This is a genomic window from Achromobacter sp. JCM 18799, assembly GCF_055395645.1.
Genome location: NZ_AP043866.1, coordinates 1788853 through 1811344, shown reverse-complemented (window position 1 = coordinate 1811344; position 22492 = coordinate 1788853). Strand labels below are relative to the sequence as shown.

Below are 22492 nucleotides of genomic sequence, written 5' to 3'. Positions count from 1 at the left end.
GGGCGTCCGCGACACGGGCGCCGGCACAGCGCCGCCTACTGACCATAAAAACAGAATCATGGCCTTATTGCAGATATCAGAGCCTGGCGAATCGCCCGCGCCTCACCAGCGCAAGCTGGCGGTCGGGATCGACCTGGGCACCACCAATTCCCTGGTCGCGGCCGTGCGCAGCAGCGTCGCCGAAGTGTTGAGGGACGAGCAAGGCCACGCCTTGCTGCCTTCCGCCGTGCGCTATTTCGCCGGCGGCAAGGTCACCACGGGGCGCGAACCGCTCGCGCAGCAGGCCGAGGATCCGCTGAATACCGTTGTGTCGGTCAAGCGTTTCATGGGCCGTTCGCTGGAAGAGGCGCGCGCCAGCCGTGCGCCGTACGAATTCGTGGACGCGCCCGGCATGGTGCGCATCCGCACCGTCCAGGGCGACCTGAGCCCGGTTGAAGTGTCGGCGCAGATCCTGGCCGTTCTGCGCCAACGCGCCGAAGACGTGCTGGGCGATGACCTGGTCGGCGCGGTCATCACGGTGCCCGCCTATTTCGATGACGCCCAGCGCCAGGCGACGCGCGACGCCGCCCGTCTGGCCGGCCTGAACGTGCTGCGCCTGCTGAATGAACCGACCGCAGCGGCCATTGCCTACGGCCTGGATAACGCGGCTGAAGGCGTGTACGCCGTGTACGACCTGGGCGGCGGCACGTTCGATATTTCCATCCTGCGCCTGACCCAGGGCGTGTTCGAGGTTATTGCCACCGGCGGCGATACCGCGCTGGGCGGCGACGACTTCGATGCCTTGATCGTCGATCATGTGGTGGCCGGGCTTGCCGCGGGCGAGTTTTCGCCGGCGGACCGCCGCCGCTTGCTGATGGCGGCGCGCGCCGCGCGCGAGGCCTTGTCGGACGCCGATGCGGCCGGCCTGAAGCTGGAATTGTCCGACGGCAGAACCGTGGACACGAGCCTGACGCGGGCCGCCTTCGAAGAACTGGCCCAGCCCCTGATCGTGCGCACGCTGGACTGCGCGCGCCGCGCCTTGCGCGACGCATCGCTGACGCCGGCCGACGTGCGCGGCGTGGTGATGGTCGGCGGCGCCACGCGCATGCCGGTCGTGCGCGCTGCCGTGGGCAAGCTGTTCGGCACGCAACCGCTGACGGACCTGGATCCCGATCAAGTGGTTGCGCTGGGCGCCGCCTTGCAGGCCAATCTGCTGGCGGGCAACCGCGCTCCCGGCGAAGACTGGCTGCTGCTGGACGTGATCCCGCTGTCCTTGGGGCTGGAAACCATGGGCGGCCTGGTGGAGCGCATCATCCCGCGCAACAGCACGATTCCGGTGGCGCGCGCCCAGGAATTCACGACCTTCAAGGATGGCCAGACGGCCATGAGCATCCATGTGGTGCAGGGCGAACGCGACCTGGTCTCCGATTCGCGCTCGCTGGCCCGCTTCGAGCTGCGCGGCATTCCGCCCATGGTGGCGGGCGCAGCCCGCATCCGCGTGACCTTCCAGGTGGACGCCGACGGCCTGCTGAGCGTGACCGCGCGCGAGCAGAGCAAGGGCGTCGAGGCCATGGTGTCGGTCAAGCCGTCCTATGGCCTGACCGACGACGAAATCGCGCAGATGTTGGCCGACAGCGTGGCGCAAGCCGACACCGACGCCCGCGCCCGCATGCTGCGCGAGCAACAGGTGGACGCGCGCCAACTGGTCGAGTCGGTGCAGGCCGCGCTGGCCGTCGATGGCGACCTGCTGGATGCCGAAGAACGCAAGCGTGTGGACGCATGCCTGCAGGCTGCCATCGCCGCTCAGGACGCGCAGGACGTGGACACGGTGAAGGACGCGGTCCAGGCCCTGTCGGCCGCGACCGACGATTTCGCTGCGCGCCGGATGGACCGCAGCATCCGCGCCGCGCTGGCGGGCCGCAAACTTGACGAGATTGCCTGATAACACGCTATGCCGAAACTGACCGTATTGCCTCATCCCGACTACTGCCCGGAAGGCGCCGTGATCGAAGACGCGCCCAAGGGCGTGTCGATCTGCCGCGTGCTGCTGGACAACCATATCGACATCGAGCACGCGTGTGAACTGTCGTGCGCCTGCACGACCTGTCACGTGGTGGTCAAGCAGGGCTATGCTTCGCTGGAAGACGCCACCGATGACGAAGAGGATCTGCTGGACAAGGCCTGGGGCCTGACCCCGACCTCGCGCCTGTCCTGCCAGGCGCTGGTGACGGACGCCGACCTGACGGTCGAGATCCCCAAGTACACCATCAACCACGCCAAAGAGGGCCATTGATGAAGTGGACCGATACCTACCAGATCGCCGAGGCGCTGCTCGACGCGCATCCCGACGTGGATCCCAAGACGCTGCGCTTCGTGCAACTGCGCGAGTGGGTCCTGGCCTTGCCGGGCTTCAACGACGACCCCGCACATAGCGGCGAGAAGATCCTGGAGGCCATCCAGATGGCCTGGATCGACGAGGCGGACTGATCGCCAAACCAGAAGCGCTCCCTGCGGGGAGCGTTTTTGTTTTTGAGCGCTGGCGGATCCGGACCGATCCCGCCGCGGGCATGCCCGCCACGGTATCATCAAGGGTCTTCCCGTTGTCCTTACCTGCCTGAGTCTACCGATGCCCGCTGCCCAATTGCGCTTTGGCCTGGCCGCCAACCGGCTGCACCACGAAACTCCCGATGCCGCGCTGTTTACCTGGCTGCGCGCGTGTTCCGGCACGATACGCGAGCTGGGCGTGCAGTTGCACACCGTCGGCCGCACCCATGACGCGATCGTGCGCGAGGGCATGCTGCAGGGCTACGGCGGGTTGATCCGCTATCCCTACGGCCGCGAAGGCGGCCTGATGAAGCTGGTGGCCCGGGTGACGGAAGGACGTGACGGGCAGGCGCCGTTCGACGGCGCGATCTACCTGATCGATCCCGTCGACCCGTCATCGATTTTTCCGGAAGCGCTGGCGCTCAAGCGCCAATGCATCACGCACGGCCGTCCGTTCATCTCGACGCTTGCGGGCGCCATCGAATGGATGGAAGTCGAACGCGTCCATGCCGGCTTGCCGCCGGACGTCTCGGCTTCGCGCCATTTCAACTTCACCGGCCAGACGGTGGCGCTGATCGCCCACGATGCGCTCAAGGACGAAATGGTGGCGTTCGCCAGCGAGCATTTCGACGTGCTGTCGCGATTTGCGCGGCGCGTGGCCACGGGTACCACCGGCGGCCGCTTGAACGAGCTGGCCTGGTCGCGCGGCTGGCCCAAGGATACGCCCTGGGTGCACCGTTATCTCAGCGGGCCGCTGGGCGGCGATGCCCAGATTGCGGAGCTGGTGCTGGAACACCAATGCCAGCGCGTGATCTTTTTCGAGGATCCGCATGTGGCGCGCCAGCACGAGGCCGACATCCAGCTACTGGAACGCGCGGTGCGCGTAGTGACCGAGTCCGCCACCTGCGCCACCTCGCCGACGGTGGCGCGGCGCTGGGCGCAGGCGGTGGAAAAGCGCGTTATCTGAGCTTTGCCCGGGTGGGCGCGGCGCCGGGCCGGGAGTCCGTGATGATGCGGCCGACCCGGTCGGCCACGGCGGACGCGGCCATGGACAAGGGCAGGACGTCCGACCGACACAGGAACACCGGCCGCGTCAGGCGCGGCTTGACGATGCGGTGCAGGATGACCTCGCCGCGCGCGGCTTCCTGGTGCACCGCCGCGTAGGACAGGATGGTGTGCGCGATGCCCGCCTGCGCCAGTTCGATCAGCTGCGGGATGGCGTTGGCCTCGGCAATGACGCGGAACTCGGCGCGTTCCTGCTGCTGATACTGGTCCAGCAACCGGCGCAGGCTGTGTTGACTGCCGGGCAATACCAGCGGCAGTTCGGCGAGCGCGTGCAGATCCATGACCGGCAGCGCATGCAGCGCGGCTGGGGACGGCTTTTTTCGCGGCTTGGCCGAGGGCGGCGAAACCACGACCAGCTCTTCGTCCATCAGGTGCTGGAAGCGCAGATCGACCGAGGCGTCGTCGCTGAAAGTCAGTCCCAGGTCGGCATGGCCGGAACTGACGAAGCCCGGGATGTATCCCGTACTGGATTCGATGATCTTCAGGTAGACGCCGGGCCAGTGCTCCAACGAGAACCGCAGCAACGGCACGGTCACCAGTTTGGCCATGGACATGGACATGGCCAGCGATACCGTGCCCCGGGGAGCGTTCAGGTCTTCGCGCACGTCGGCACGCGCCGTGTCGATGCGCCCCAGGATCTCGCGCGCGTGCGCCAGCATACGTGATCCCGCCGCTGTCGGCGTGACGCCGCGTGCGCTGCGATGCAACAGCACCACGCCCAGATCTTCTTCCAGATTGCGTATCAGCAGGCTCAACGCGGGTTGCGCCACATGCAGCGCGGCCGCGGCGCGGCTGATCGACCCGGTGGAAACCACGGCGACAAAGCACTGCATCGCGCGGATGGACATAGACATGCGCAGACCTCAGGCGGGCAGGGGCATAATAAGTTTATTATGGCCTGCATATTTAAACGGTATTTCTAATATATCAAGACGCTTCGCATAATGGGCGCCATCCCACCAAGAACATAACGGAGACATCATGGCGTTCCAGAAAATCCTCGCCGCTGGCATGGCTGCGGCGGCGCTGTCCGGGCCGGCGTTGGCCGATACCTGGCCTTCAAAGCCCATTACGCTGGTCGTGCCTTTCTCGGCCGGCGGTCCGACCGACTTCATCGCGCGTCTGGTGGCGGAGCCTCTGGCGCGCGAGCTGGGGCAGCAGGTCATCGTCCAGAACAAGCCGGGCGCCAGCGGCAACGTCGGCTACCAAAGCGTGCTGAATGGCCCGGCGGATGGCTACACGCTGATGCACAACACGGTGGCCATGCAGGCCATCAACCCGCTGATGTACCCGAGCGCGAAGATGCATCCATTGCAGGACTACGTGCCCGTCGGCACGACGGGCGCCATGCCCAATCTGCTGGTGGTCAATCCCGAACGCACGCCGGTCCAGACCTTGGCCGATCTGGTCCAGCGCGGGCGCGGCATGAAGAACGGGCTTAGCTATGCGACCTTCGGGCCGGGCAGTTCGCCGCACGTCTATGGTGCGTCGCTGCAGAAGCTGGCCGGCTTTCAAGCCGTGGGCGTCGCCTACAAAGGCAGCGCGAACGCCGTGACCGACGTGATCGGCGGGCAGGTCGATTTCCTGTTCGACAGCATGTCGACCAGTCTTGGCCAGGTGCAGGCCGGCAGGTTGAAGGCCCTGGCCATTACCTCCACCGACCGGTCGCCCCTGTTGCCGGACGTGCCCACGCTGAAGGAAGCGGGCTATCCCAGCCTGGACCTCAAATTCTGGTTCTCCCTGCAAACGCCCGCGGGCACGCCGCCGGAAGTGGTGCAGAAGCTGCGCGAGGCGGTAGCGCGTGTCGTCGCGAGCGATGACTACCGCAAGGCGATGCAGGACCGAGGCGCGGAAGCCTTCCAGGTCGCTCCCGCCGAGTTGGACGCGTTCTTCAAGCGTGAAACCGCGCAGTGGACCCAGGCCGCGCAAACCATCGGCCTGAAGAGCGAGCAGTAATCATGTCGATGGATGCGCGCATGACGCCGCTGAAGAACATTACCGTCCTGGATTTGAGCAAGGTGCTGGCCGGGCCGCTATGCGGCCAGTATCTGGGCGAGCTGGGCGCGCGGGTGATCAAGGTCGAACCGGTGGGTTCGGGCGACGATACGCGTGCCTGGCTGCCGCAGGAGGCGGGCCAGTCGGCGACCTTCCTGGCGGTGAACCACAACAAGCGCAGTCTGGCCGTGGACCTGAAAACCGCGGAAGGGCGCGCCGTGGTGCATCGCCTGGCGGAACAGGCGGACGTGGTGCTGCAAGGTTTCGGCGGCAAGACCGCCGCGCGCCTGGGCGTGGATTACGAGACGCTCAGCGGCCTCAACCCGCGATTGGTGTACTGCGAAATCTCGGGCTATGGCCGCGAGGGTCCGATGGGCGAGGAGCCGGGCTACGACGTCATGCTGCAGGCCTTCAGCGGCATGATCAGCACCATGGGCGAACCGGGTGGGAATTTTGCGCGCGCCAGCTTCTCGCCGGTGGACCTGGGCACGGGTTCCTTTGCGCTGAGCGGAATCCTGGCCGCGTTGCTGGAGCGCAGCCAGAGCGGCAAGGGGCAGTACCTGGACGTTTCCTTGCTGGATACGTCGCTCGGCCTGATGTCGTACATGGCGCAGAACTACTGGCGCACTGGCCAGATTCCGCGCCGCATGGGTACGGGCCATCCCGCCATGTGTCCGTATCAGGCGTTCCACGCGGCTGATGGCGACATCATGCTGGGCGTGGGCAACGATGCGCAATGGCAGCGCTTCTGCGCCGTTGCGGGGCTGCAAGACCAGGTCGATGCGCCGCAGTTCGCCACCAACGCCGACCGGGTACGCAATTTTGCCGAGACGGTCGCGCTGGTCCAGTCGCGCATGGAGACGCGCAGCGTGGCGCAATGGCTGGAAGCGCTCAAGCCAGCGGGCATTGCCTGTTCTGCGATTCATACGCTGGACCAGGCCTTGGCGCATCCGCAGGTCGCTGCGCGCGAACTCGTCGTGAAAAGTGAGCACAAGGTCCTGGGGGAAGTCCGCAACATCGGCTTGCCGATACGCTTCGGACGCCAGCCCCGCCAGGCCGCGCTGCCCGCGCCCGTGCTGGGCGAACACACGCGCGAGATCCTGGCCGAACTGGGCTACGCCCCAGCCGACATCCAAGCATTGCTGGCGTCGGGCAGCGTGCAAGCCCACTCCTGAAAACGAGAGCGACGATGACATTCCTGCGCTATGAAGTCCGCGATCAGATTGCGGAAATCCATCTATGCCATGCGCCCGTCAATGCGCTGGACGAAGACATGCTGGACGCGCTGATCGCCGCGCTGGAACGGGCCAATGCCGACTCCGGCGTGCGCGCCGTGCTGCTGGCCAGCGATCTGCCGGGGCGCTTTTGCGCCGGGCTGGATATGAAGAAGCTGCTGGACAGCACGCCGGCGCGGATCCACGCGCTGTTGTCCAAGCTGTACATCAAGCTCTACGACACGCAGTTCAACCTGACCAAGCCGTCGATTTCGGTGGTGTCGGGTGCGGTCCGGGGCGGCGGGATGACGGTGGCCATATCCAGCGACATGGTGGTGGCGGCGGAGACCGCCACGTTCGGTTATCCCGAAATCGATGTGGGTGTATTGCCGGCGATCCATTACGTGCACTTGCCGGGCATCGTTGGCAAGCACCGCGCGTTCGACCTGCTGTTCACCGGGCGCACCTTCAGTGCGCAAGAGGCCCAGGGATTGGGATTGGTGGCGCGCGTCGCGCCCGAAGCGGAGCTGCTGGAGCAGGCCCGCTCGCTGGCGCGGTCATTGGCGGGCAAGCCGCCGCAAGTCCTGGCGATGGGGCGGCGCGCCTTCGTTTACAGCAACGACAACGAGTACCGGCGCCGGGTGGCGACGGCGGTCGAGGTGTTCTGCAATGCAGCCGCCACGCCCGAGGCGCGCGAAGGACTGAGCGCCTTCGTGCAAAAGCGCGCGCCCGACTGGAGCGGGCTGCGGCAAGGCGGCTAGCGCCGCCGCGAGGCGCACCCTGGAACCTATTCGCCCTTGAACTGCGGCGCGCGCTTCTCGCGGAACGCGCGCACGCCCTCCGCGAAGTCCGCGCGCGAGGCGCTGTCCAGGAAGCGCGCGGTCTCTTCGGCCAGCTGGGTTTCCAGCGCGGCGTGTTCGGCCGAGCGCAGCAGATCCTTGGCCCCCGCGATGCCGTGCGGCGCGTGGCGGGCGACCTCAAGCGCGTAGCCTTGCGCGGCTTGCGCGAGTTCTCCGGCAGGGGCGGTGCGCGTGACGATGCCCCAGGCCAACGCGTCGCCGGCGGAAAAGGCGTCGTGCCGCAGCAGCAGGTCCAGCGCGCGGCGGGCGCCCAGCACCCGCGTGAGGCCATGGGTCATGCCGGCGTCGGGCGTCGCTCCAAGCTTCAGGTAGGCCGTCATGAAGCGGGCGTCGGCGTCGGCGATGGCCAGGTCGCAAGCCAATACCAGCGACAGGCCCGCACCCGCGGCGATGCCGTGGACCTGCGCAATCCAGATCTTGTCCATGCGGGCAATGCGCGCAATGAAGTCGTTCAATGGCGTGAACAGGTCCAGCAGGGTGGCGCGCACCAGGGCGGGCTCGCCCGTGAACATGCTGATGTCGCCGCCGGCGCAAAAGGTCTTGCCGGTGGCGCGCAGCAACACGGCGCGGATGTCGTCGCGCGCTTCCAGCCATTGCGCGGCGCGTTGCAGGTCCTGCGCCATCGCCACATCGATGGCGTTCAGCGCGTCGGGGCGGTTCAGCGTCACGGTCGCGATCGCGCCGTCGGTTTCCAGGAACAGGGTCTGGAAGGCGGGGTGTTCTTGGGTCATGGCGAGTCTCCGTTATCGGGTAAGTACCAACTGTCGATCCAAAAACCGCGATGCTATGGTCTGAACCGAGCGCTTGCTTGGTTTTCTTTTAAGCACGCTTAGCGTAACGCATAGAACGATTTTCCGGCGCTGTACTGGCGTAGGTAAAGACAGGTTCGTTGCATCTCCTGCCTCGCGGGTTCGCCAGACCGACGTCGATAAAAAACTTCGCATGTAAAGGCGAGGAGACAAATGGTGGATCAGTCCGACAGCCCTCCCTTGCTGGAGGTGGATGGGGTCACGCTGGCGTTCGGCGGGGTCAAGGCGCTTACCGGGGTGGGCTTTCGCGTGGAGCCCGGCTCCATCACCACTGTCATCGGCCCCAACGGCGCGGGCAAGACCTCGCTGTTCAACACCATTTCCGGCTTCTACCGCCCGGCGTCAGGACACATCCGGTTCCAGGGACGCGACATCACGCGCGTGGCCGCGCCCGAACGCGCCAAGCTGGGCCTGGCGCGCAGCTTCCAGAACATTGCGCTGTTCCGCGGCATGACGGTGCTGGACAACATCAAGCTGGGCCGCCACGCCCACCTGCGCACCAACGTGCTGGACGCCTTGCTGTATTTCGGGCGGGCGCGCCGCGAAGAGATGGCGCTGCGCGCCGACATCGAAGAACGCATCATCGACTTCCTGGAGATCGACCACATCCGCCACGCGCCGGTGGCCGCGCTGTCCTATGGCCTGCAAAAGCGGGTGGAGCTGGCGCGAGCGCTGGCCATGAATCCCAAGGTGCTGATGCTGGACGAGCCGGTGGCGGGCATGAACCGCGAAGAGACCGACGACATGGCGCGCTTCATCCTGGACGCGCGCTCCGAATGGGGCGTGACGGTGCTGATGGTGGAACATGACATGGGCATGGTGATGGACCTGTCGGACCACGTGGTGGTGCTGAACTTCGGGCAGGTGATTGCCGATGGCACGCCGGCGCAGGTGCAGGCCGATCCCCAGGTCATCCAGGCTTATCTGGGCGCGGGCGACGTGGGCGACCTGCGCCGTCGCCTGCGGGAGGCGGCCTGATGGACATGCTGTTCTTCCTGGAAGTCACGCTGGCCGGGCTGGGCAGCGGCGGGCTTTATGCGCTGGCGGCGTTGGCCTTTGTCATCGTCTACAAGGCGACCCGGGTGGTGAACATCGCCATCGGCGAATTCCTGATGCTGGGCGCCTACGTGTTCTATGCCTTCGCCACCGGCATGGAATGGCCGATCTGGCTGGCCATCGTGGGCGCGGTGGTGGTGTCGGGCGCACTGGGGGCGCTGGTCGAGCGGCTGACCATCCGTCCGATGTTGGGCGAAGCGCCGATCTCGGTATTCATGGTCACGGTGGGGCTGGCGTCGATCCTGGTGGGCGTGGTCGAACTGATCTGGACGGCGGACCAGCGCCGCCTGCCGGAATTCATGCCGCGCTCGCCGGTGATGATAGGCGAGGCCTTCGTCGCGCCCAAGGTGTTCTACGGCTTCTGGGTGGCGGTGGTGCTGGCGCTGTTGGTGCTGGTGGTGTTCCGCTACTGGCGCGGCGGGGTGGCGCTGCGCGCCACGGCATCGGATCAGGGGGCGGCCTATGCCATGGGCATCAACGTGCCGCGCGTGTTTTCGCTGGCCTGGGTGGCGGCGGGCGCGCTGGCCGCGGTGTCGGGCGTGATCGTGGGCGCCATCGGCGGCATTTCCTCGTCGATGGGCGTGTTCGGCCTGTCGGTGCTGGTGGTGGTGATCGTGGGCGGCCTGGACAGCGTGGCGGGCGCCCTGGTGGGCGGCGTGTTCATCGGCCTGCTGGAAGCCTGGGCCGGCGCCTACATGGGCGGCGAATACAAGTTGCTGGCCACTTTCATCGTGCTGGTGGTGGTGTTGATGGTCAGGCCCTACGGCCTGTTCGGCACCCGTGAAATCGAGAGGCTCTGACCGATGCGCATCGCGACTGCCAAGCAGACTTATCTTGCGGACGAAGCGCTGTTCGACACCCGCACGCAGAAGGCGTGGCTGGCCTTGCTGGCCGCGTCCCTGGCCATGTTTCCCTTCGTGGCCGACGCCTATTGGCTCTATCTGGCCTGCCTGGTGGCCATCAACGTCGCCAGCGCCACGGGGCTGAACATCCTGACGGGCTATACCGGCCTGGTCAGCCTGGGGCAGGCCGCCTTCATGGGACTGGGAGCGTACACGGTCGCGGTGCTGGAGCAGCGGCTGGGTACGCCGGTGCTGCTCAATCTGGTGGCCGGCGGACTGGTGGCGATGCTGGGCGGCCTGCTGGTCGGCATTCCGTCCTTGCGGGTGAAGGGGCTGTACCTGGCCATTGCCACCATTGCCGCGTCGTTCATCGCGCACTTCATCTTCGCCAACTGGCAGTTCACGGGCGGCACGACCGGGCTGCAGGTGCCGCCGGCGCGGGTGCTGGGCGTGGACCTGGACACCTCGTTCAAGATCTACTGGTTGATCGTGCCGGTGACGGCGCTGATGGTGCTGGGCGCGGCCAACCTGTTCCGCACGCGCATCGGCCGCGCTTTCATCGCCATTCGCGACCGCGACATTTCGGCCGAGGTGCTGGGCATACGCCTGCTGCGCTACAAGCTGCTGTCGTTCGGTCTGTCGTCGTTCTATGCGGGCGTGGCGGGCGGCATGTGGGCCTATTTCTTCCGGGTGGTCACGCCCGAGAGCTTCCCGCTGATCATGTCGATCTTCTTCCTGGCGGCCATCATCGTGGGCGGCATGGGCACGATCCTGGGTTCCATCCTGGGCGCCATCTTCATGACCATGGTGCCGGAACTGCTCAAGCTGGTCGTGGGTTGGCTGCCGGTGGGCGGCGACGCGCTGCGCCTGATTTCGCCGGTGCGCACCATTGTTTTCGGCCTGCTGATCGTGGGCTTTCTGATCTTCGAGCCGCACGGGCTCGCGGAAATCTGGCGGCGCGTGCGCCGCTACTTCCACCTCTGGCCTTTCCGTACCTAGCCATGGCGGCGGCCATCCATAAGACCCTCAGGAGACTAACCATGAAGCGCATCCGGATCGGCAGCGGTTTATCGAGGTTGTTGGCCCCCCTGGGCCTGGCGGCGGCCCTGGCGGCGGCGCCAGCCGCGCAGGCGGCCGAGGACCTGGTGCTGGGCGGGTCCATCCCGCTGAGCGGGGTGTTCGCCTTCGCCGGGCAGGGCATCCATGCCGGCATCACCGACTACGTGAAGATCGTCAATGATCAGGGTGGCGTGAAGGGCCGCAAGCTGCGCTACGTGCCGGAAGACACCGCCTACAAGGTGGATGCCTCGGTGGCGGCCTTCAAGAAGATCACCAGCCAGAACAAGGTGAACTTCTACTACGGCGACTCCACGGGCTTCTCCAAGACCATCAACGCCGAGCTTAACCGCACGGGCGACATCCTGATGACCGGCGCGTCCTTCGCCACGGAACTGAACGATCCGGCCAAGTATCCCGCCCAGTTCATGCTGGGACCCGACTATACGGAGATGTTCGGCATCCTGCTGCGCTACATCGCCAAGGAACAGCCCGGCGCCAAGGTGGCTTTCGTGTATTCGGACACGGAGTTCGGCCGCGATCCCATCGCCAGCTCGCGCGCGGTGGCGGAAAAGCTGGGCCTGAAGGTCGCGACCGAGATCATGACGCCGCCGGGCAGCGTGGACGTGTCGACCGAGGTCATCAAGCTGCGCCGCGCCGATCCGGACTACACCATCTTCCACGGCTACGTGCTGGCGCCGATTCCCGAATTCGTGGGGCAGGGCAAGCGCATGGGTCTGAAGACGCGCTACATGGGCACGTTCTGGACCATGGACAACTCCACCGTGATGCAGATGGGCGAGGACGCCGAGGGCTTCATGGGCGTGATGCCGTACCGCTACTACTACGATACGGCGGCAGACGCGCCGATGCTGAAGAAGATCCGCGAGATGCGTCCGCAATACCAGAGCACCGGCTACATGCAGGGCTTCCTGGCCGCCATGCTGTTCACCGAAGTCGCCAAGCGCACGCTGGACGCCGGCAAGGAGCTGACCAGCGCCAACATGAAGGCGGCGCTGGACGGCATCAAGGACTTCGATACGGGCGGCCTGATCGGCGTGCCGATTTCCATCAAGGGCAATTCGATCCCGGTGGGGCGGATCTATCGCGCTGATGTGAAGCAGAAGCAGATGGTGCCGGCATCCGACTGGATCGTGCTGAAGTGAGGCGGCCGTGAACCCTGGACATGGCGCGCATGCCGCGCCGCCCGCAGCGGCGGTGCTCGATATCAACAATATCGAAGTCGTCTACAACAAGGCGGTGCAGGTGCTGCGCGGCTTGTCGCTGTCGGTGCCCGCCGGCAGCATCGTGGCCCTCCTGGGCAGCAATGGCGCCGGCAAGTCCACCACCCTGAAGGCCGTGTCCGGCCTGCTGGACCTGGAGGATGGCGCGCTGGTGCGCGGGCAGATCGTCTTCAACGGCGGCGACACCGCGGGCGCCAGGCCGCAGAACCTGGTGCGCGCGGGGCTGGCGCACGTGATGGAGGGACGCCGCGTATTCGAGGACCTGACGGTGGAGGAAAACCTGGTGGCCGCGACCTATGCCCTGACGGGCAGGCCGGGGGCGAAGGTCGACTTCGATCTGGTCTATGGCTACTTTCCGCGCCTGTTCGAGCGGCGCCGCGGCCTGGCAGGCTACCTGTCGGGCGGCGAACAGCAGATGCTGGCCATCGGCCGCGCGTTGATCGCGCAGCCCAGGCTGATGCTGCTGGACGAGCCCTCGCTGGGACTGTCGCCGATGCTGGTGGAGAACATCTTCTCCATCATCGCCCGCATCAACCATGAACAGGGGGTGTCGATGCTGCTGGTGGAGCAGAATGCCTCGGTGGCGTTGGCGGTGGCGCATTATGGCTACATCATGGAGACCGGCAAGGTGGTGATCGACGGCAGCGCCGAGAAGCTGGCGGCGGACCCGGACGTGCGCGAGTTCTACCTGGGCGTGGGCGGCACGGGCGAGGCCCGCGGCTTTCGCGACATCAAGCACTACAAGCGCCGCAAGCGCTGGCTGTCATGATGGACAAGCACATGGATATTCCTGGAGCTTCGGCGCAGGCGTGGCCGGCCCTGACGCTGCCGCAGATGCTGCGTGAACAGGCCCGGCGCCAGCCCGCGGCCATCGCCATCCGGCAAAAGGACTTCGGCATCTGGAAGCCCATGACCTGGGCGGAATACTGGAGCCGGGCCTGCCGCGTGGGACTGGGCCTGCGCGCCCTGGGACTGAGCGCGGGCGGGCGGGTCGCCATCGTCTCGGAAAACCGCGTGGAATGGCTGCTGACGCAGATGGGCGCGGGCGCGGTCGGCGCGGTGGCGGTGGGCGTGTATTCCACCAGCCCGGCCGAGGAAATGGGCTACGTGCTGGAGCACGCGGACGTGGAACTGGTGGTGTGCGAGGACCAGGAGCAGACCGACAAGGTGCTGCAGGTGGCGGACCGGCTGCCGCTGTTGCGCCGCATCGTCATGATGGAGACCAAGGGCCTGCGCTCCTATGCGCCCGCCGAGCGCGAGCGCATCGTGACCTACGCCGAGATCGAGGCCGAGGGGGCGCGGCGCGAGGCGGCCGAACTCGCTGCGTTGAACACGGCGCTGGACGGTCAGCGGCTGGACGACACCGGCCTCATGATCTATACCTCCGGCTCGACCGGCAAGCCCAAGGGCGCGATGCTGAGCTACGGCAATATGCGCGGCGTGGCGCCGGGCATCGCCGATCGGCTGGCCATGGACGGCAACAGCGTGCACCTGTCCTACCTGCCGCTGTGCCACGTGGCCGAACAGATGCTGTCCACCTTCGTGCCCATCTACCTGGGCGCGCAGGTGAATTTCGGCGAATCGATACGCACGGTGCAGGAAGACCTGCGCGAAGTCGCGCCGACGATCTTCCTGGGCGTGCCGCGCATCTGGGAAAAACTGCACGCCGCCATTTCGATCAAGATGCAGGAAGCCGGGCGCCTGCAGCAATGGCTTTACGGACGCGCGTTGGCCGCCTGCACGCCGTTCCTGGAAAAGTCCCCCGCGCAGTACAGCCTCCGCGAGCGCTGGACCCGTTGGCTGTGGTACTGGCTGGTGCTGCGAGCCTTGCAGAATTTCATCGGGCTGCGGCGGGTGCGCGTGGCCATGACGGGCGCGGCGCCGATCTCGCCGGACGTGGTGCGCTACTTCCGCACGCTGGGCGTGCCGCTGATCGAGGTCTACGGGCTGACGGAGTCCGCCGGCATGATCTTCGGCCAGCATCCTGACCGCGTGAAGGTGGGCACCGTGGGCGAACCGATCCTGGGCGTGGAGTGGCGCATGGGCGATGCCGGCGAGTTGCTGGTGCGCGGCGATATGGTGTTCCAGGGCTATTACAAGAACCCGGAAGCCACCGCCAACACCGTACGCGACGGCTGGCTGTACACCGGCGACGTGGTGGCCGAAGACGCAGGGCGCGTGCGCATCGTGGACCGCCTGAAGGACATCATGATCACGGCGGGCGGCAAGAACCTGACGCCTTCCGAGATCGAGAACGCGGTCAAGGGCAGCCCCTACGTCAAGGAATGCATCGTGATCGCGGACGGCAGGAAGTACGTGTCGGCGCTGATCCAGCTGGAGTTCGACACGGTGGGCAAGTGGGCCGAGTCGCGCCGCATCGCCTTCACGCATTTCCGCTCGCTGGCCGAATGCGCGCAGGTGCGCGAGCTGGTGCAGCAGGAAGTCGCGCGCGCCAACGCCGGCCTGGCGCCGGTGGCGCAGATCAAGCGCTTCCATCTGCTGACCAAGGAACTGGACCATGATGACGGCGAAGTGACCGCCACCATGAAAGTCAGGCGCGCCAGCATCTACCGCAGCTATGCGGACGAGATCGAAGCGCTCTATGTTGAGGAGACGACGGCATGAATGAAGCCGTGATCGTGGAAGCCGTGCGCACCCCCTTCGGGCGGCGCGGCGGATGGTGGGCGGACACGCGGCCGGACACGCTGCTGGCAGAAACGGTGCGCGGCCTGTTGGGGCGGGCCGGACTGCCGGGTGCCCAGGTCGAGGACCTGATCGCGGGCTGCGTCAGCCAGGCGGGCGAGCAGGGCGCCAATATCGGCAGGCTGGCCGCCATGCTGGCGGGCTTGCCCGAGAGCGTGCCGGGCGTGGCGCTGAACCGCATGTGCGGATCCAGCCAGCAGGCGGTGCATTTCGGCGCGCAAGCCATTGCCGCGGGCGACATGCGCTACGTGGTCGCGGGCGGCGTGGAAAGCATGAGCCGGGTGCCGATGTTCCTGGACGTGACGCTGGGCCAGGGCGAGTTCCGCGGCTTCGAAGGCTTGAACCCGGTCCTGCTGGAACGTTATCCCTTGATCCACCAGATCGAGAGCGCGGAGCGGATCGCGGAGCGCTGGCAACTGTCCCAGGCCGAGATGGATGAATGGGCAAGGGAAAGCCATGCGCGCGCCTGGAGCGCCGCGCAGGCCGGCCGCCATGCCGAGCTGCTGCCGGGGCCGCGTGCCGATGCCGGGCGTGACGAAGGCATACGCGAGAAAACCGACCCCGACCGCATGGCCGCCATGGCGCCGGCGCTGCGGCCGCCGGGACAGGGTGGCGTCACCGCCGCCAACGCCAGCCAGCTCGCGGACGGCGCGTCCGCGGTGCTGCTGGCGGATCGCGACACCGCGCTGTCCGACGGCTTGCGGCCCCGCGCGCGTTTCCTGGCCCGCGTGGCGGTGGGATCGGACCCGGTGCTGCAGCTGACGGGCGTGATCCCGGCGGCGCGGCTGGCGCTGGCGCGCGCCGGCCTGAGCCTGGAAGACATGGACTGGATCGAGATCAACGAGGCCTTCGCCAGCGTGGTACTGGCCTGGCAGCGTGAACTGGGCGCCAATCTGTCGCGCGTCAATCCCTGGGGCGGGGCGATCGCGCATGGGCATCCTCTGGGCGCGACGGGAGCCGGCCTGATGGCCAAGATGCTGGCCGGGCTGGAAGCCACCGAAGGCGAGCTGGGCTTGCAGCTGATGTGCATCGGCCACGGCATGGCCACGGCGACCATCATCCAGAGGCTGTGACCGGATATGGAGAAACTGCGGGAGGCCGCGCAGGGGCGGGACGAGGGTTCGGAGTCCGAACGCCGGCGCGAGGTGATCCTGACGGCCGGGCAGCTATTCTGCAAGCACGGCTATGAACGCACCACCGTGCGCGAGCTGGCGCGGGCGGTGGGCCTGCAGTCTGGCAGCCTGTTCCATCATTTCCGCAGCAAGGAGGAGATCCTGGTGGCGGTGATGAACAACGGCATTCAGGAAGTGATAGACGACGGCGAACGGGCGCTGGCGCGCTACCAGGCGCCGGCGGACCGGCTGGCGGCGCTGTTCCGCGTACATATGTGGAGCATGCTGCACGGCGCGGGCGGCGATGCGATGAACGCGCTGGTCTACGAATGGCGCAGCCTGTCCGCGCCCAGCCGCGCGGCCGTGAAATCGTTGAGCGACCGCTACGAAGAAATGTGGCAGGACGCGGTGGCGGCAGCGGTCGCGACGGGGCTGCTGCAAGGCGACGCGCGCGTCATCAAGCGCTGCGTGCTGGGCGCGATGAACCTGACAGTGCAGTGGTACAAGCCGGACGGCCGCTTGCGGCCCGCCGAATTCATCGATGCGATGCTGCAGGCTTCGCTGCCGTCGCTGCCGGCGGGAGCCGGCAAGTGGCCCGTATAGTCGGGCCGCAGGGCCGGGAGTTCAGCCCCGGCGCTTGAGGAACGCGCCCACGGCGCAGATGACGGCCAGTGCCAATAGGCTGCCCGCCACGGGCAGCAGGAAATCCACCTGGCCATGATAGCCGCCGCCGGTGACGCCGCCGGCCACGCCGCCCGCCCACAGCAGGAAGGTCATGAGCGAAGCTGCCACCGAGAGCGCCGCGGCGATGCACAGCGCGATGAACACCGGCCGGCGCGGCCGCGCCGCCGGATAGGAGGAATAGGGCTGGCCGCCGCGGGGCTGTTTGATCCAGTAGATCAGCCCCGCCACGACCAGCAGCAGCATCAGGATCTTGAAGATCATGATGCCAGCGCCCCTTTAGTCTTCACGGCGCAGGTGCGGGAAGAGAATGACGTCGCGGATGCTGGGGCTGTCGGTCAGCAGCATGACCAGGCGGTCGATGCCGATGCCGCAGCCGCCCGTCGGAGGCATGCCGTATTCCAGGGCGCGGATGTAGTCCGCGTCGTAATACATGGCTTCCTCGTCGCCGGCGTCCTTGGCTTCGACTTGCGAGCGGAAGCGTTCGGCCTGGTCTTCGGGATCGTTCAGCTCGGAGAAGCCGTTGGCGATCTCGCGGCCCGTCATGAAGAGCTCGAAGCGCTCGGTGATGCCCTCGCGGGTATCGGAGGCGCGCGCCAGCGGCGAGACTTCCACCGGGTAGTCGATGATGTAGGTGGGGTTCCAGAGCTTGGCTTCGGCGGTCTCTTCGAACAGCGCCAGTTGCAGCGCGCCCAGGCCGGCGCGCGACAGCACCGGGCCGTCGGCATCGGCGCCCAGCTTCTTGAGTTCCGCGCGCACGAAGGCCGGATCGTCCAGTTGCGCCTGGGTGTAGCCCGGCGCGTACTTGAGGATGGCTTCGCAGATGGTCAGGCGGTCGAAGGGCTTGCCCAGGTCCAGCTCGCGTTCCTGGTAGGTCAGCACGGCGCTGCCGGTGGCCGAGATGGCGGCCTGGCGGATCAGCTCTTCGGTGAAGTCCATGAGCCAGCGGTAGTCCGCAAAGGCCGCATAGAACTCCATCATGGTGAATTCAGGATTGTGGCGCGGGCTCACGCCCTCGTTGCGGAAGTTGCGGTTGACTTCGAAGACGCGTTCGAAGCCGCCGACGATCAGGCGCTTGAGGTAGAGCTCGGGCGCGATGCGCAGGAACATTTCCATGTCCAGCGCGTTGTGGTGCGTGACGAAAGGCTTGGCCGCCGCGCCGCCCGGGATCGGGTGCAGCATGGGGGTTTCCACTTCGAGGAAGCCCGCGTTCAGCATGAACTGGCGGATGCTGCCCACGGCCTTGCTGCGCGCCTCGAAGGTGCGGCGCGTGGCGTCCGTCATGATGAGGTCGACGTAGCGCTGGCGGTAGCGCAGTTCCTGGTCGGCCACGCCGTGGAACTTGTCGGGCAGCGGGCGCAGCGACTTCGACAGCAGGCGCGCGCTGGCGGCGTGCACCGACAGTTCGCCCTTGTTGGTCTTGAAGACCGACCCTTCGATCGCGATGATGTCGCCGATGTCCCATTGCTTGAACGCGGCGTAGCTGTCTTCGCCCAGGGTGCCGCGGTCCAGGTAGATCTGGATGCGGCCGGTGCTGTCCTGCAGCGTGGCGAAGCTGGCCTTGCCCATGACGCGCTTGAGCATCATGCGGCCGGCAACCTTGACGGTGACAGGGTTGGCGGCAAGGGCTTCCTGCTCCTGGCCGTCGTACTGGTCGTGCAAGGCGGCGGCGCGGGCGTCGGGTACGAAGTCGTTGGGGTACGCGACCCCGGTTTCGCGCAGTTTGGCCAGCTTGGCGCGCCGTTCGGCGATCAAGCGGTTTTCATCCTGGGCGGGCGCCGGAGTGGTCGAGTGGTCGGTCATGGTCGGGGAATCAGTCGTAATTGCGGATGTCGTCGATCTCGGTAGTGCCGAAATCTTCGCGATCCAGGTAGGCGAGGATGCGGGAGGCCACGTTGGCGGGCGAGGACAGCTTGCCGGTCGCGTGGAACTCCTGGAACTTGGCCAGCGCCGGGAAGCTTTCCGGATCGCTGGAACGGATGGCGACTTGCATGTCGGTGTCGACGATGCCGGGGGCCAGCGCGACGATGCGCGCGCCGTCGGCGCCTTGCTCGGCCTTGACCACGCGCGAGTACATGTCGAGCGCAGCCTTGGTGGCGCAGTAGACGCCCCAGCCGGCGTTCGGGTTGCGGCCCGCGCCGGAGGAGATGTTGAGCACGCGGCGGTCGGCCTTGAGGTCTTCGACCGCGGCCAGGAAGCGCGCCGTGAGCAGCATGACGGCGCTGACGTTCAGGTTGAAGGCGGCGGTGATGGCCGCGCCGTCGACCAGCGCGTCGGTGCCGGCGATGGGGTGCACCGTGCCCGCGTTGTTGATCAGCAGATAGCGGCTGGCATCGCGCGGCAGCGACGCGCAGATGCGCTGCGCCACCGATTCAACGGCGTTCAGGTCCGACAGGTCCACGGACAGCTGTTCCAGCTGGATGTCCTGCGCACGCGCATAGGCGGCCAGTTCGGGATCTTCGCGGCGCGCCAGCGTGATCAGGCGCGTGCCCGGTTTGGCCAGGCCGCGCGCCATGGCGGCGCCGATGCCGCGCGAAGCGCCGGTAAGAATTGCGATGGTGTCGGACATTCGTGAACCTCTGGATGCGTTGAGGGGAGTATCGCGAAACTTAGATGCCTTGCTTCAGGCTGGCCTGGATGAAAGGATCCAGGTCGCCGTCCAGCACTTTCTGCGTGTTGGAAATTTCAACGTTGGTGCGCAGGTCCTTGATGCGGCTCTGGTCCAGCACGTAGGAGCGGATCTGATGGCCCCAGCCCACGTCGGTCTTGGAGTCTTCCAGCTTCTGCTGCTCGGCCATGCGGTTGCGCATTTCCAGTTCGTAGAGCTTGGACTTCAGCATCTGCATCGCTTCGGCGCGGTTGCGGTGCTGCGAGCGGTCGTTCTGGCACTGCACCACGATGCCGGTGGGCATGTGGGTCAGGCGCACGGCCGAGTCGGTCTTGTTGATGTGCTGGCCGCCCGCGCCCGAAGCGCGGTAGGTGTCCACGCGCAGGTCGGCGGGGTTCACTTCGACTTCGAAGGACTCGTCGACTTCCGGGTAGACGAAGACGCTGGCGAACGAGGTGTGGCGGCCGCCCGAGGAGTCGAACGGGCTCTTGCGCACCAGGCGGTGCACGCCGGTTTCGGTGCGCAGGTAGCCGAAAGCGTACTCGCCTTCGATCTTGATGGTGGCGGACTTCAGGCCCGCGACGTCGCCTTCGGATTCTTCCAGCACTTCGGCCTTGAAGCCCTTGCGCTCGGCGTACTTCAGGTACTGGCGCAGCAGCATGGAGGCCCAGTCCTGCGCTTCCGTGCCGCCGGCGCCTGCCTGGATGTCCAGGAAGCAGTTCAGGGGATCGGCCGGATTGGAGAACATGCGGCGGAATTCCAGCGCTTCCAGCTTTTCCTGGAAGGCGTCGGCGTCCTGCTCGATGGCTTCGAGGGTGGCGTCGTCGTCGTCGGAGGCCGCCATTTCGAACAGTTCGTTCGAATCGGACAGGCCCGTACCCAACGCCGTGAGCGTTTCCACCACGTCTTCGAGGGCTTTCTTTTCACGGCCCAGGTCCTGGGCGTGCTTGGGGTCGTTCCAGACCGCCGGGTCTTCGAGCTCGGCGTTTACGACTTGCAGGCGTTCAGCTTTGGCATCGTAGTCAAAGATACCTCCGTAGAGCCTGTTCGCGCTCCGCGTAATCGGCGAGGCGGGCTGCGAGCTGGTTCTGACGTTCGGCTTCCATGATGATCCTGTCCTGATGACTTTTGTGCGAAACCAAACATTTTACCGTGCTTGGGCCAAGTGCGCGGCCGCGTTGGCGGGAAGGGGGACGGATCGCGAGCGGGCGGTTTCCTGGCGTGGATCCAAGTTGTTCAGTTTTTTGTCAAGCCGGGGGTTCTAGGCTGCGTATAAGCGGTCCAGCCGTTCCTGATCGGGAGGGCAGGGGCCGCAAAGGCGCCGGCCCAGCCGGCCTATCCCGACAGAGGAATGGAGACATAGATGGACAATACGATGGCCCCCGGGGTTTCGCCGGCGATCCCGGCGTCTGAGGAAGACCGGATCTACCGCAAGGTAGGGTGGCGGCTGGTGCCGCTGCTGGTGGTTTGCTACGTCGTGGCCTACCTGGACCGCGTGAACGTGGGTTTCGCCAAGCTGCAGATGCTGCAGGAGCTTCAGTTCAGCGAAACGGTGTACGGGCTGGGCGCGGGTATTTTCTTCATCGGCTACTTCATTTTCGAGATTCCCAGCAACATCATCCTGCACAAGGTGGGGGCGCGGATCTGGATCGCGCGCATCATGATCACCTGGGGGATCATCTCCGCGTGCATGATGTTCGTGACCAGCGTGCACATGTTCTACATCCTGCGCTTCCTGCTGGGCGCCGCGGAAGCCGGGTTTTTCCCGGGCATCATCCTGTACCTGACCTACTGGTATCCGGCGGCACGGCGCGGCCGCATCACGACCTTCTTCATGACCGCGGTGCCCATGTCCGGGCTGATCGGCGGGCCGATCTCCGGCTGGATCATGAGCACGTTCCATGGCGACCATGGCCTGTCGGGCTGGCAATGGCTGTTCCTGCTGGAAGGCATACCTTCGGTGTTGATCGGGGTGCTGGTGCTGATCTATCTGGATGACCGCATCAACAAGGCCAAATGGCTGACCGCTACGGAAAAGGCGGTGCTGATCCGCAACATCGCGGCCGAGGAACAGCAGAAGGAAGACCCGCCGATCCGCGCCGCGCTGGCCAAGCCGCGCGTCTGGGCGATGTCGCTGATCTACTTCTCGTTCGTGATGGGGCTTTACGGCGTGGGCTTCTGGATGCCGACCCTGATCAAGGGCACGGGGGTGCAGAGCCCGCTGGCCATCGGTCTGCTGACGGCGGTTCCCAACCTGTTCGCCGTGATCGGCATGATCCTGATCTCGCGCAACTCGGACCGTCTCCGCGAACGCCGCTGGCACGTGGCGCTGCCCGCGCTGTTCGGCGCGCTGGGGCTGCTGTTCTCGGCGATCTGGAGCGGCAACACCGTGCTGGCGATCGTGGCGCTGACGGTGGCGAACATCGGCATCTGCACGGTGCTGCCGCTGTTCTGGAGCCTGCCCACCGCCTTGCTCGGCGGCACGGCGGCCGCGGCGGGCATCGCGCTCATCAACTCGGTGGGCAACCTGGCGGGCTTCGTCAGCCCGTACCTGGTGGGCTGGTTGAAGGACATGACCGGCACCACCAACACCGGCCTCTACATGCTGTCGGGCTGCCTGGTGGTGGGGGCGCTGGTGGTCCTGGCGCAGCCGGCGAAGCTGGTGAACAAGTAGGATGGGTGGAGCGCGCGCAGCCTGAGGCAAAGACTCAGGCGCGCGCCGCG

The 22492-nt window shown here is 66.5% G+C and carries 22 protein-coding genes; 16 read left to right on the top strand and 6 right to left on the bottom strand.

Going from position 1 to position 22492, the window contains the following annotated elements; translation table 11 throughout:
- Positions 1–58 precede the first annotated feature (58 nt).
- The 4 genes from hscA (at position 59) to ACZ5YA_RS08565 (ending at position 3490) form a co-directional block, all read left to right on the top strand.
- Positions 59–1921, top strand: a complete 1863-nt coding sequence (gene hscA, locus ACZ5YA_RS08580; protein WP_306637041.1) for a Fe-S protein assembly chaperone HscA — start codon at positions 59–61, stop codon at positions 1919–1921.
- Positions 1922–1930: 9 nt separating this feature from the next.
- The gene (fdx, locus tag ACZ5YA_RS08575) at positions 1931–2272 is read left to right on the top strand and encodes an ISC system 2Fe-2S type ferredoxin (protein WP_006395860.1); all 342 of its coding nucleotides are present in this window, start codon (positions 1931–1933) and stop codon (positions 2270–2272) included.
- Positions 2272–2466, top strand: a complete 195-nt coding sequence (gene iscX, locus ACZ5YA_RS08570) for a Fe-S cluster assembly protein IscX (RefSeq protein ID WP_059373531.1) — start codon at positions 2272–2274, stop codon at positions 2464–2466. Before fdx ends, iscX begins: the two co-directional genes overlap by 1 nt.
- 139 nt (positions 2467–2605) lie before the next feature.
- Positions 2606–3490: a methylglyoxal synthase gene (locus tag ACZ5YA_RS08565; RefSeq protein WP_118932685.1), complete on the top strand. Its 885-nt coding sequence runs from the start codon at positions 2606–2608 to the stop codon at positions 3488–3490.
- Here the strand turns inward: ACZ5YA_RS08565 and ACZ5YA_RS08560 are convergent.
- On the bottom strand, positions 3483–4442 hold the full coding sequence (locus ACZ5YA_RS08560) for a LysR family transcriptional regulator (protein WP_059373528.1): 960 nt from the start codon (positions 4440–4442) through the stop codon (positions 3483–3485). The genes ACZ5YA_RS08565 and ACZ5YA_RS08560 overlap by 8 nt on opposite strands.
- Before the next feature lie 127 nt (positions 4443–4569).
- Between ACZ5YA_RS08560 and ACZ5YA_RS08555 the strand changes: the two genes are divergently transcribed.
- The 3 genes from ACZ5YA_RS08555 to ACZ5YA_RS08545 are packed head-to-tail and all read left to right on the top strand — an operon-like array spanning position 4570 to position 7558.
- Positions 4570–5544 carry a Bug family tripartite tricarboxylate transporter substrate binding protein gene (locus tag ACZ5YA_RS08555; protein ID WP_464092376.1) on the top strand — a complete coding sequence of 325 codons (975 nt, stop codon included), beginning with the start codon at positions 4570–4572 and terminating at the stop codon, positions 5542–5544.
- Positions 5545–5546: 2 nt separating this feature from the next.
- On the top strand, positions 5547–6758 hold the full coding sequence (locus ACZ5YA_RS08550) for a CaiB/BaiF CoA transferase family protein (RefSeq protein ID WP_251881599.1): 1212 nt from the start codon (positions 5547–5549) through the stop codon (positions 6756–6758).
- Positions 6759–6772: 14 nt separating this feature from the next.
- Positions 6773–7558 carry an enoyl-CoA hydratase/isomerase family protein gene (locus tag ACZ5YA_RS08545; protein WP_118932683.1) on the top strand — a complete coding sequence of 262 codons (786 nt, stop codon included), beginning with the start codon at positions 6773–6775 and terminating at the stop codon, positions 7556–7558.
- A 26-nt stretch (positions 7559–7584) separates the two neighbouring features.
- Here the strand turns inward: ACZ5YA_RS08545 and ACZ5YA_RS08540 are convergent, their stop codons facing one another.
- A complete protein-coding gene (locus tag ACZ5YA_RS08540; RefSeq protein WP_280015838.1) occupies positions 7585–8388 on the bottom strand; it encodes an enoyl-CoA hydratase/isomerase family protein in 804 nt (267 codons plus the stop codon).
- A gap of 231 nt (positions 8389–8619) precedes the next feature.
- On the opposite strand from ACZ5YA_RS08540, the gene ACZ5YA_RS08535 reads away from it, so the two are divergent.
- From ACZ5YA_RS08535 to ACZ5YA_RS08500, 8 genes are read left to right on the top strand one after another with little or no spacing between them, the layout of a single operon-like run.
- Complete coding sequence (locus ACZ5YA_RS08535) at positions 8620–9444, top strand: ABC transporter ATP-binding protein (RefSeq protein ID WP_165867837.1); 825 nt, start codon at positions 8620–8622, stop codon at positions 9442–9444.
- The gene (locus ACZ5YA_RS08530; RefSeq protein WP_280015839.1) at positions 9444–10322 is read left to right on the top strand and encodes a branched-chain amino acid ABC transporter permease; all 879 of its coding nucleotides are present in this window, start codon (positions 9444–9446) and stop codon (positions 10320–10322) included. The genes ACZ5YA_RS08535 and ACZ5YA_RS08530 overlap by 1 nt, the downstream gene beginning before the upstream one ends.
- A 3-nt stretch (positions 10323–10325) precedes the next feature.
- Positions 10326–11363 carry a branched-chain amino acid ABC transporter permease gene (locus ACZ5YA_RS08525; RefSeq protein WP_280015840.1) on the top strand — a complete coding sequence of 346 codons (1038 nt, stop codon included), beginning with the start codon at positions 10326–10328 and terminating at the stop codon, positions 11361–11363.
- Between the two features lie 41 nt (positions 11364–11404).
- On the top strand, positions 11405–12586 hold the full coding sequence (locus ACZ5YA_RS08520; RefSeq protein ID WP_059373517.1) for an ABC transporter substrate-binding protein: 1182 nt from the start codon (positions 11405–11407) through the stop codon (positions 12584–12586).
- 52 nt (positions 12587–12638) lie between these two features.
- Positions 12639–13433 (top strand): ABC transporter ATP-binding protein, encoded by a 795-nt coding sequence (locus ACZ5YA_RS08515; RefSeq protein WP_054456135.1) that lies wholly within the window; start codon positions 12639–12641, stop codon positions 13431–13433.
- A complete protein-coding gene (locus ACZ5YA_RS08510) occupies positions 13430–15289 on the top strand; it encodes an AMP-dependent synthetase/ligase (protein WP_059373515.1) in 1860 nt (619 codons plus the stop codon). Before ACZ5YA_RS08515 ends, ACZ5YA_RS08510 begins: the two co-directional genes overlap by 4 nt.
- Entirely contained in the window at positions 15286–16440 is a 1155-nt protein-coding gene (locus tag ACZ5YA_RS08505; RefSeq protein ID WP_464092375.1) for a thiolase family protein, read from the top strand. Before ACZ5YA_RS08510 ends, ACZ5YA_RS08505 begins: the two co-directional genes overlap by 4 nt.
- Before the next feature lie 6 nt (positions 16441–16446).
- Entirely contained in the window at positions 16447–17082 is a 636-nt protein-coding gene (locus ACZ5YA_RS08500; RefSeq protein ID WP_059373511.1) for a TetR/AcrR family transcriptional regulator, read from the top strand.
- Positions 17083–17103: 21 nt separating this feature from the next.
- Here ACZ5YA_RS08500 and ACZ5YA_RS08495 read toward each other — a convergent pair whose 3' ends face one another.
- From ACZ5YA_RS08495 to prfB, 4 genes are all read right to left on the bottom strand, one after another.
- Positions 17104–17424, bottom strand: coding sequence for a preprotein translocase subunit TatB (locus tag ACZ5YA_RS08495; protein ID WP_059373509.1), 321 nt, complete (start codon positions 17422–17424; stop codon positions 17104–17106).
- Positions 17425–17439: 15 nt separating this feature from the next.
- Positions 17440–18963: a lysine--tRNA ligase gene (gene lysS / locus ACZ5YA_RS08490; RefSeq protein WP_059373507.1), complete on the bottom strand. Its 1524-nt coding sequence runs from the start codon at positions 18961–18963 to the stop codon at positions 17440–17442.
- Between the two features lie 10 nt (positions 18964–18973).
- A complete protein-coding gene (locus ACZ5YA_RS08485) occupies positions 18974–19729 on the bottom strand; it encodes an SDR family oxidoreductase (RefSeq protein ID WP_464092374.1) in 756 nt (251 codons plus the stop codon).
- 40 nt (positions 19730–19769) lie between these two features.
- Positions 19770–20874 (bottom strand): peptide chain release factor 2 gene (gene prfB, locus ACZ5YA_RS08480; protein ID WP_118932677.1). Its coding sequence is split into 2 segments (ribosomal slippage): positions 19770–20792 and positions 20794–20874, totalling 1104 coding nucleotides; the frame shifts between segments, so codons are not numbered across the junction.
- A 257-nt stretch (positions 20875–21131) separates the two neighbouring features.
- On the opposite strand from prfB, the gene ACZ5YA_RS08475 reads away from it, so the two are divergent.
- Positions 21132–22442 carry an MFS transporter gene (locus ACZ5YA_RS08475; protein ID WP_251881575.1) on the top strand — a complete coding sequence of 437 codons (1311 nt, stop codon included), beginning with the start codon at positions 21132–21134 and terminating at the stop codon, positions 22440–22442.
- The last annotated feature ends 50 nt before the right edge of the window (positions 22443–22492 follow it).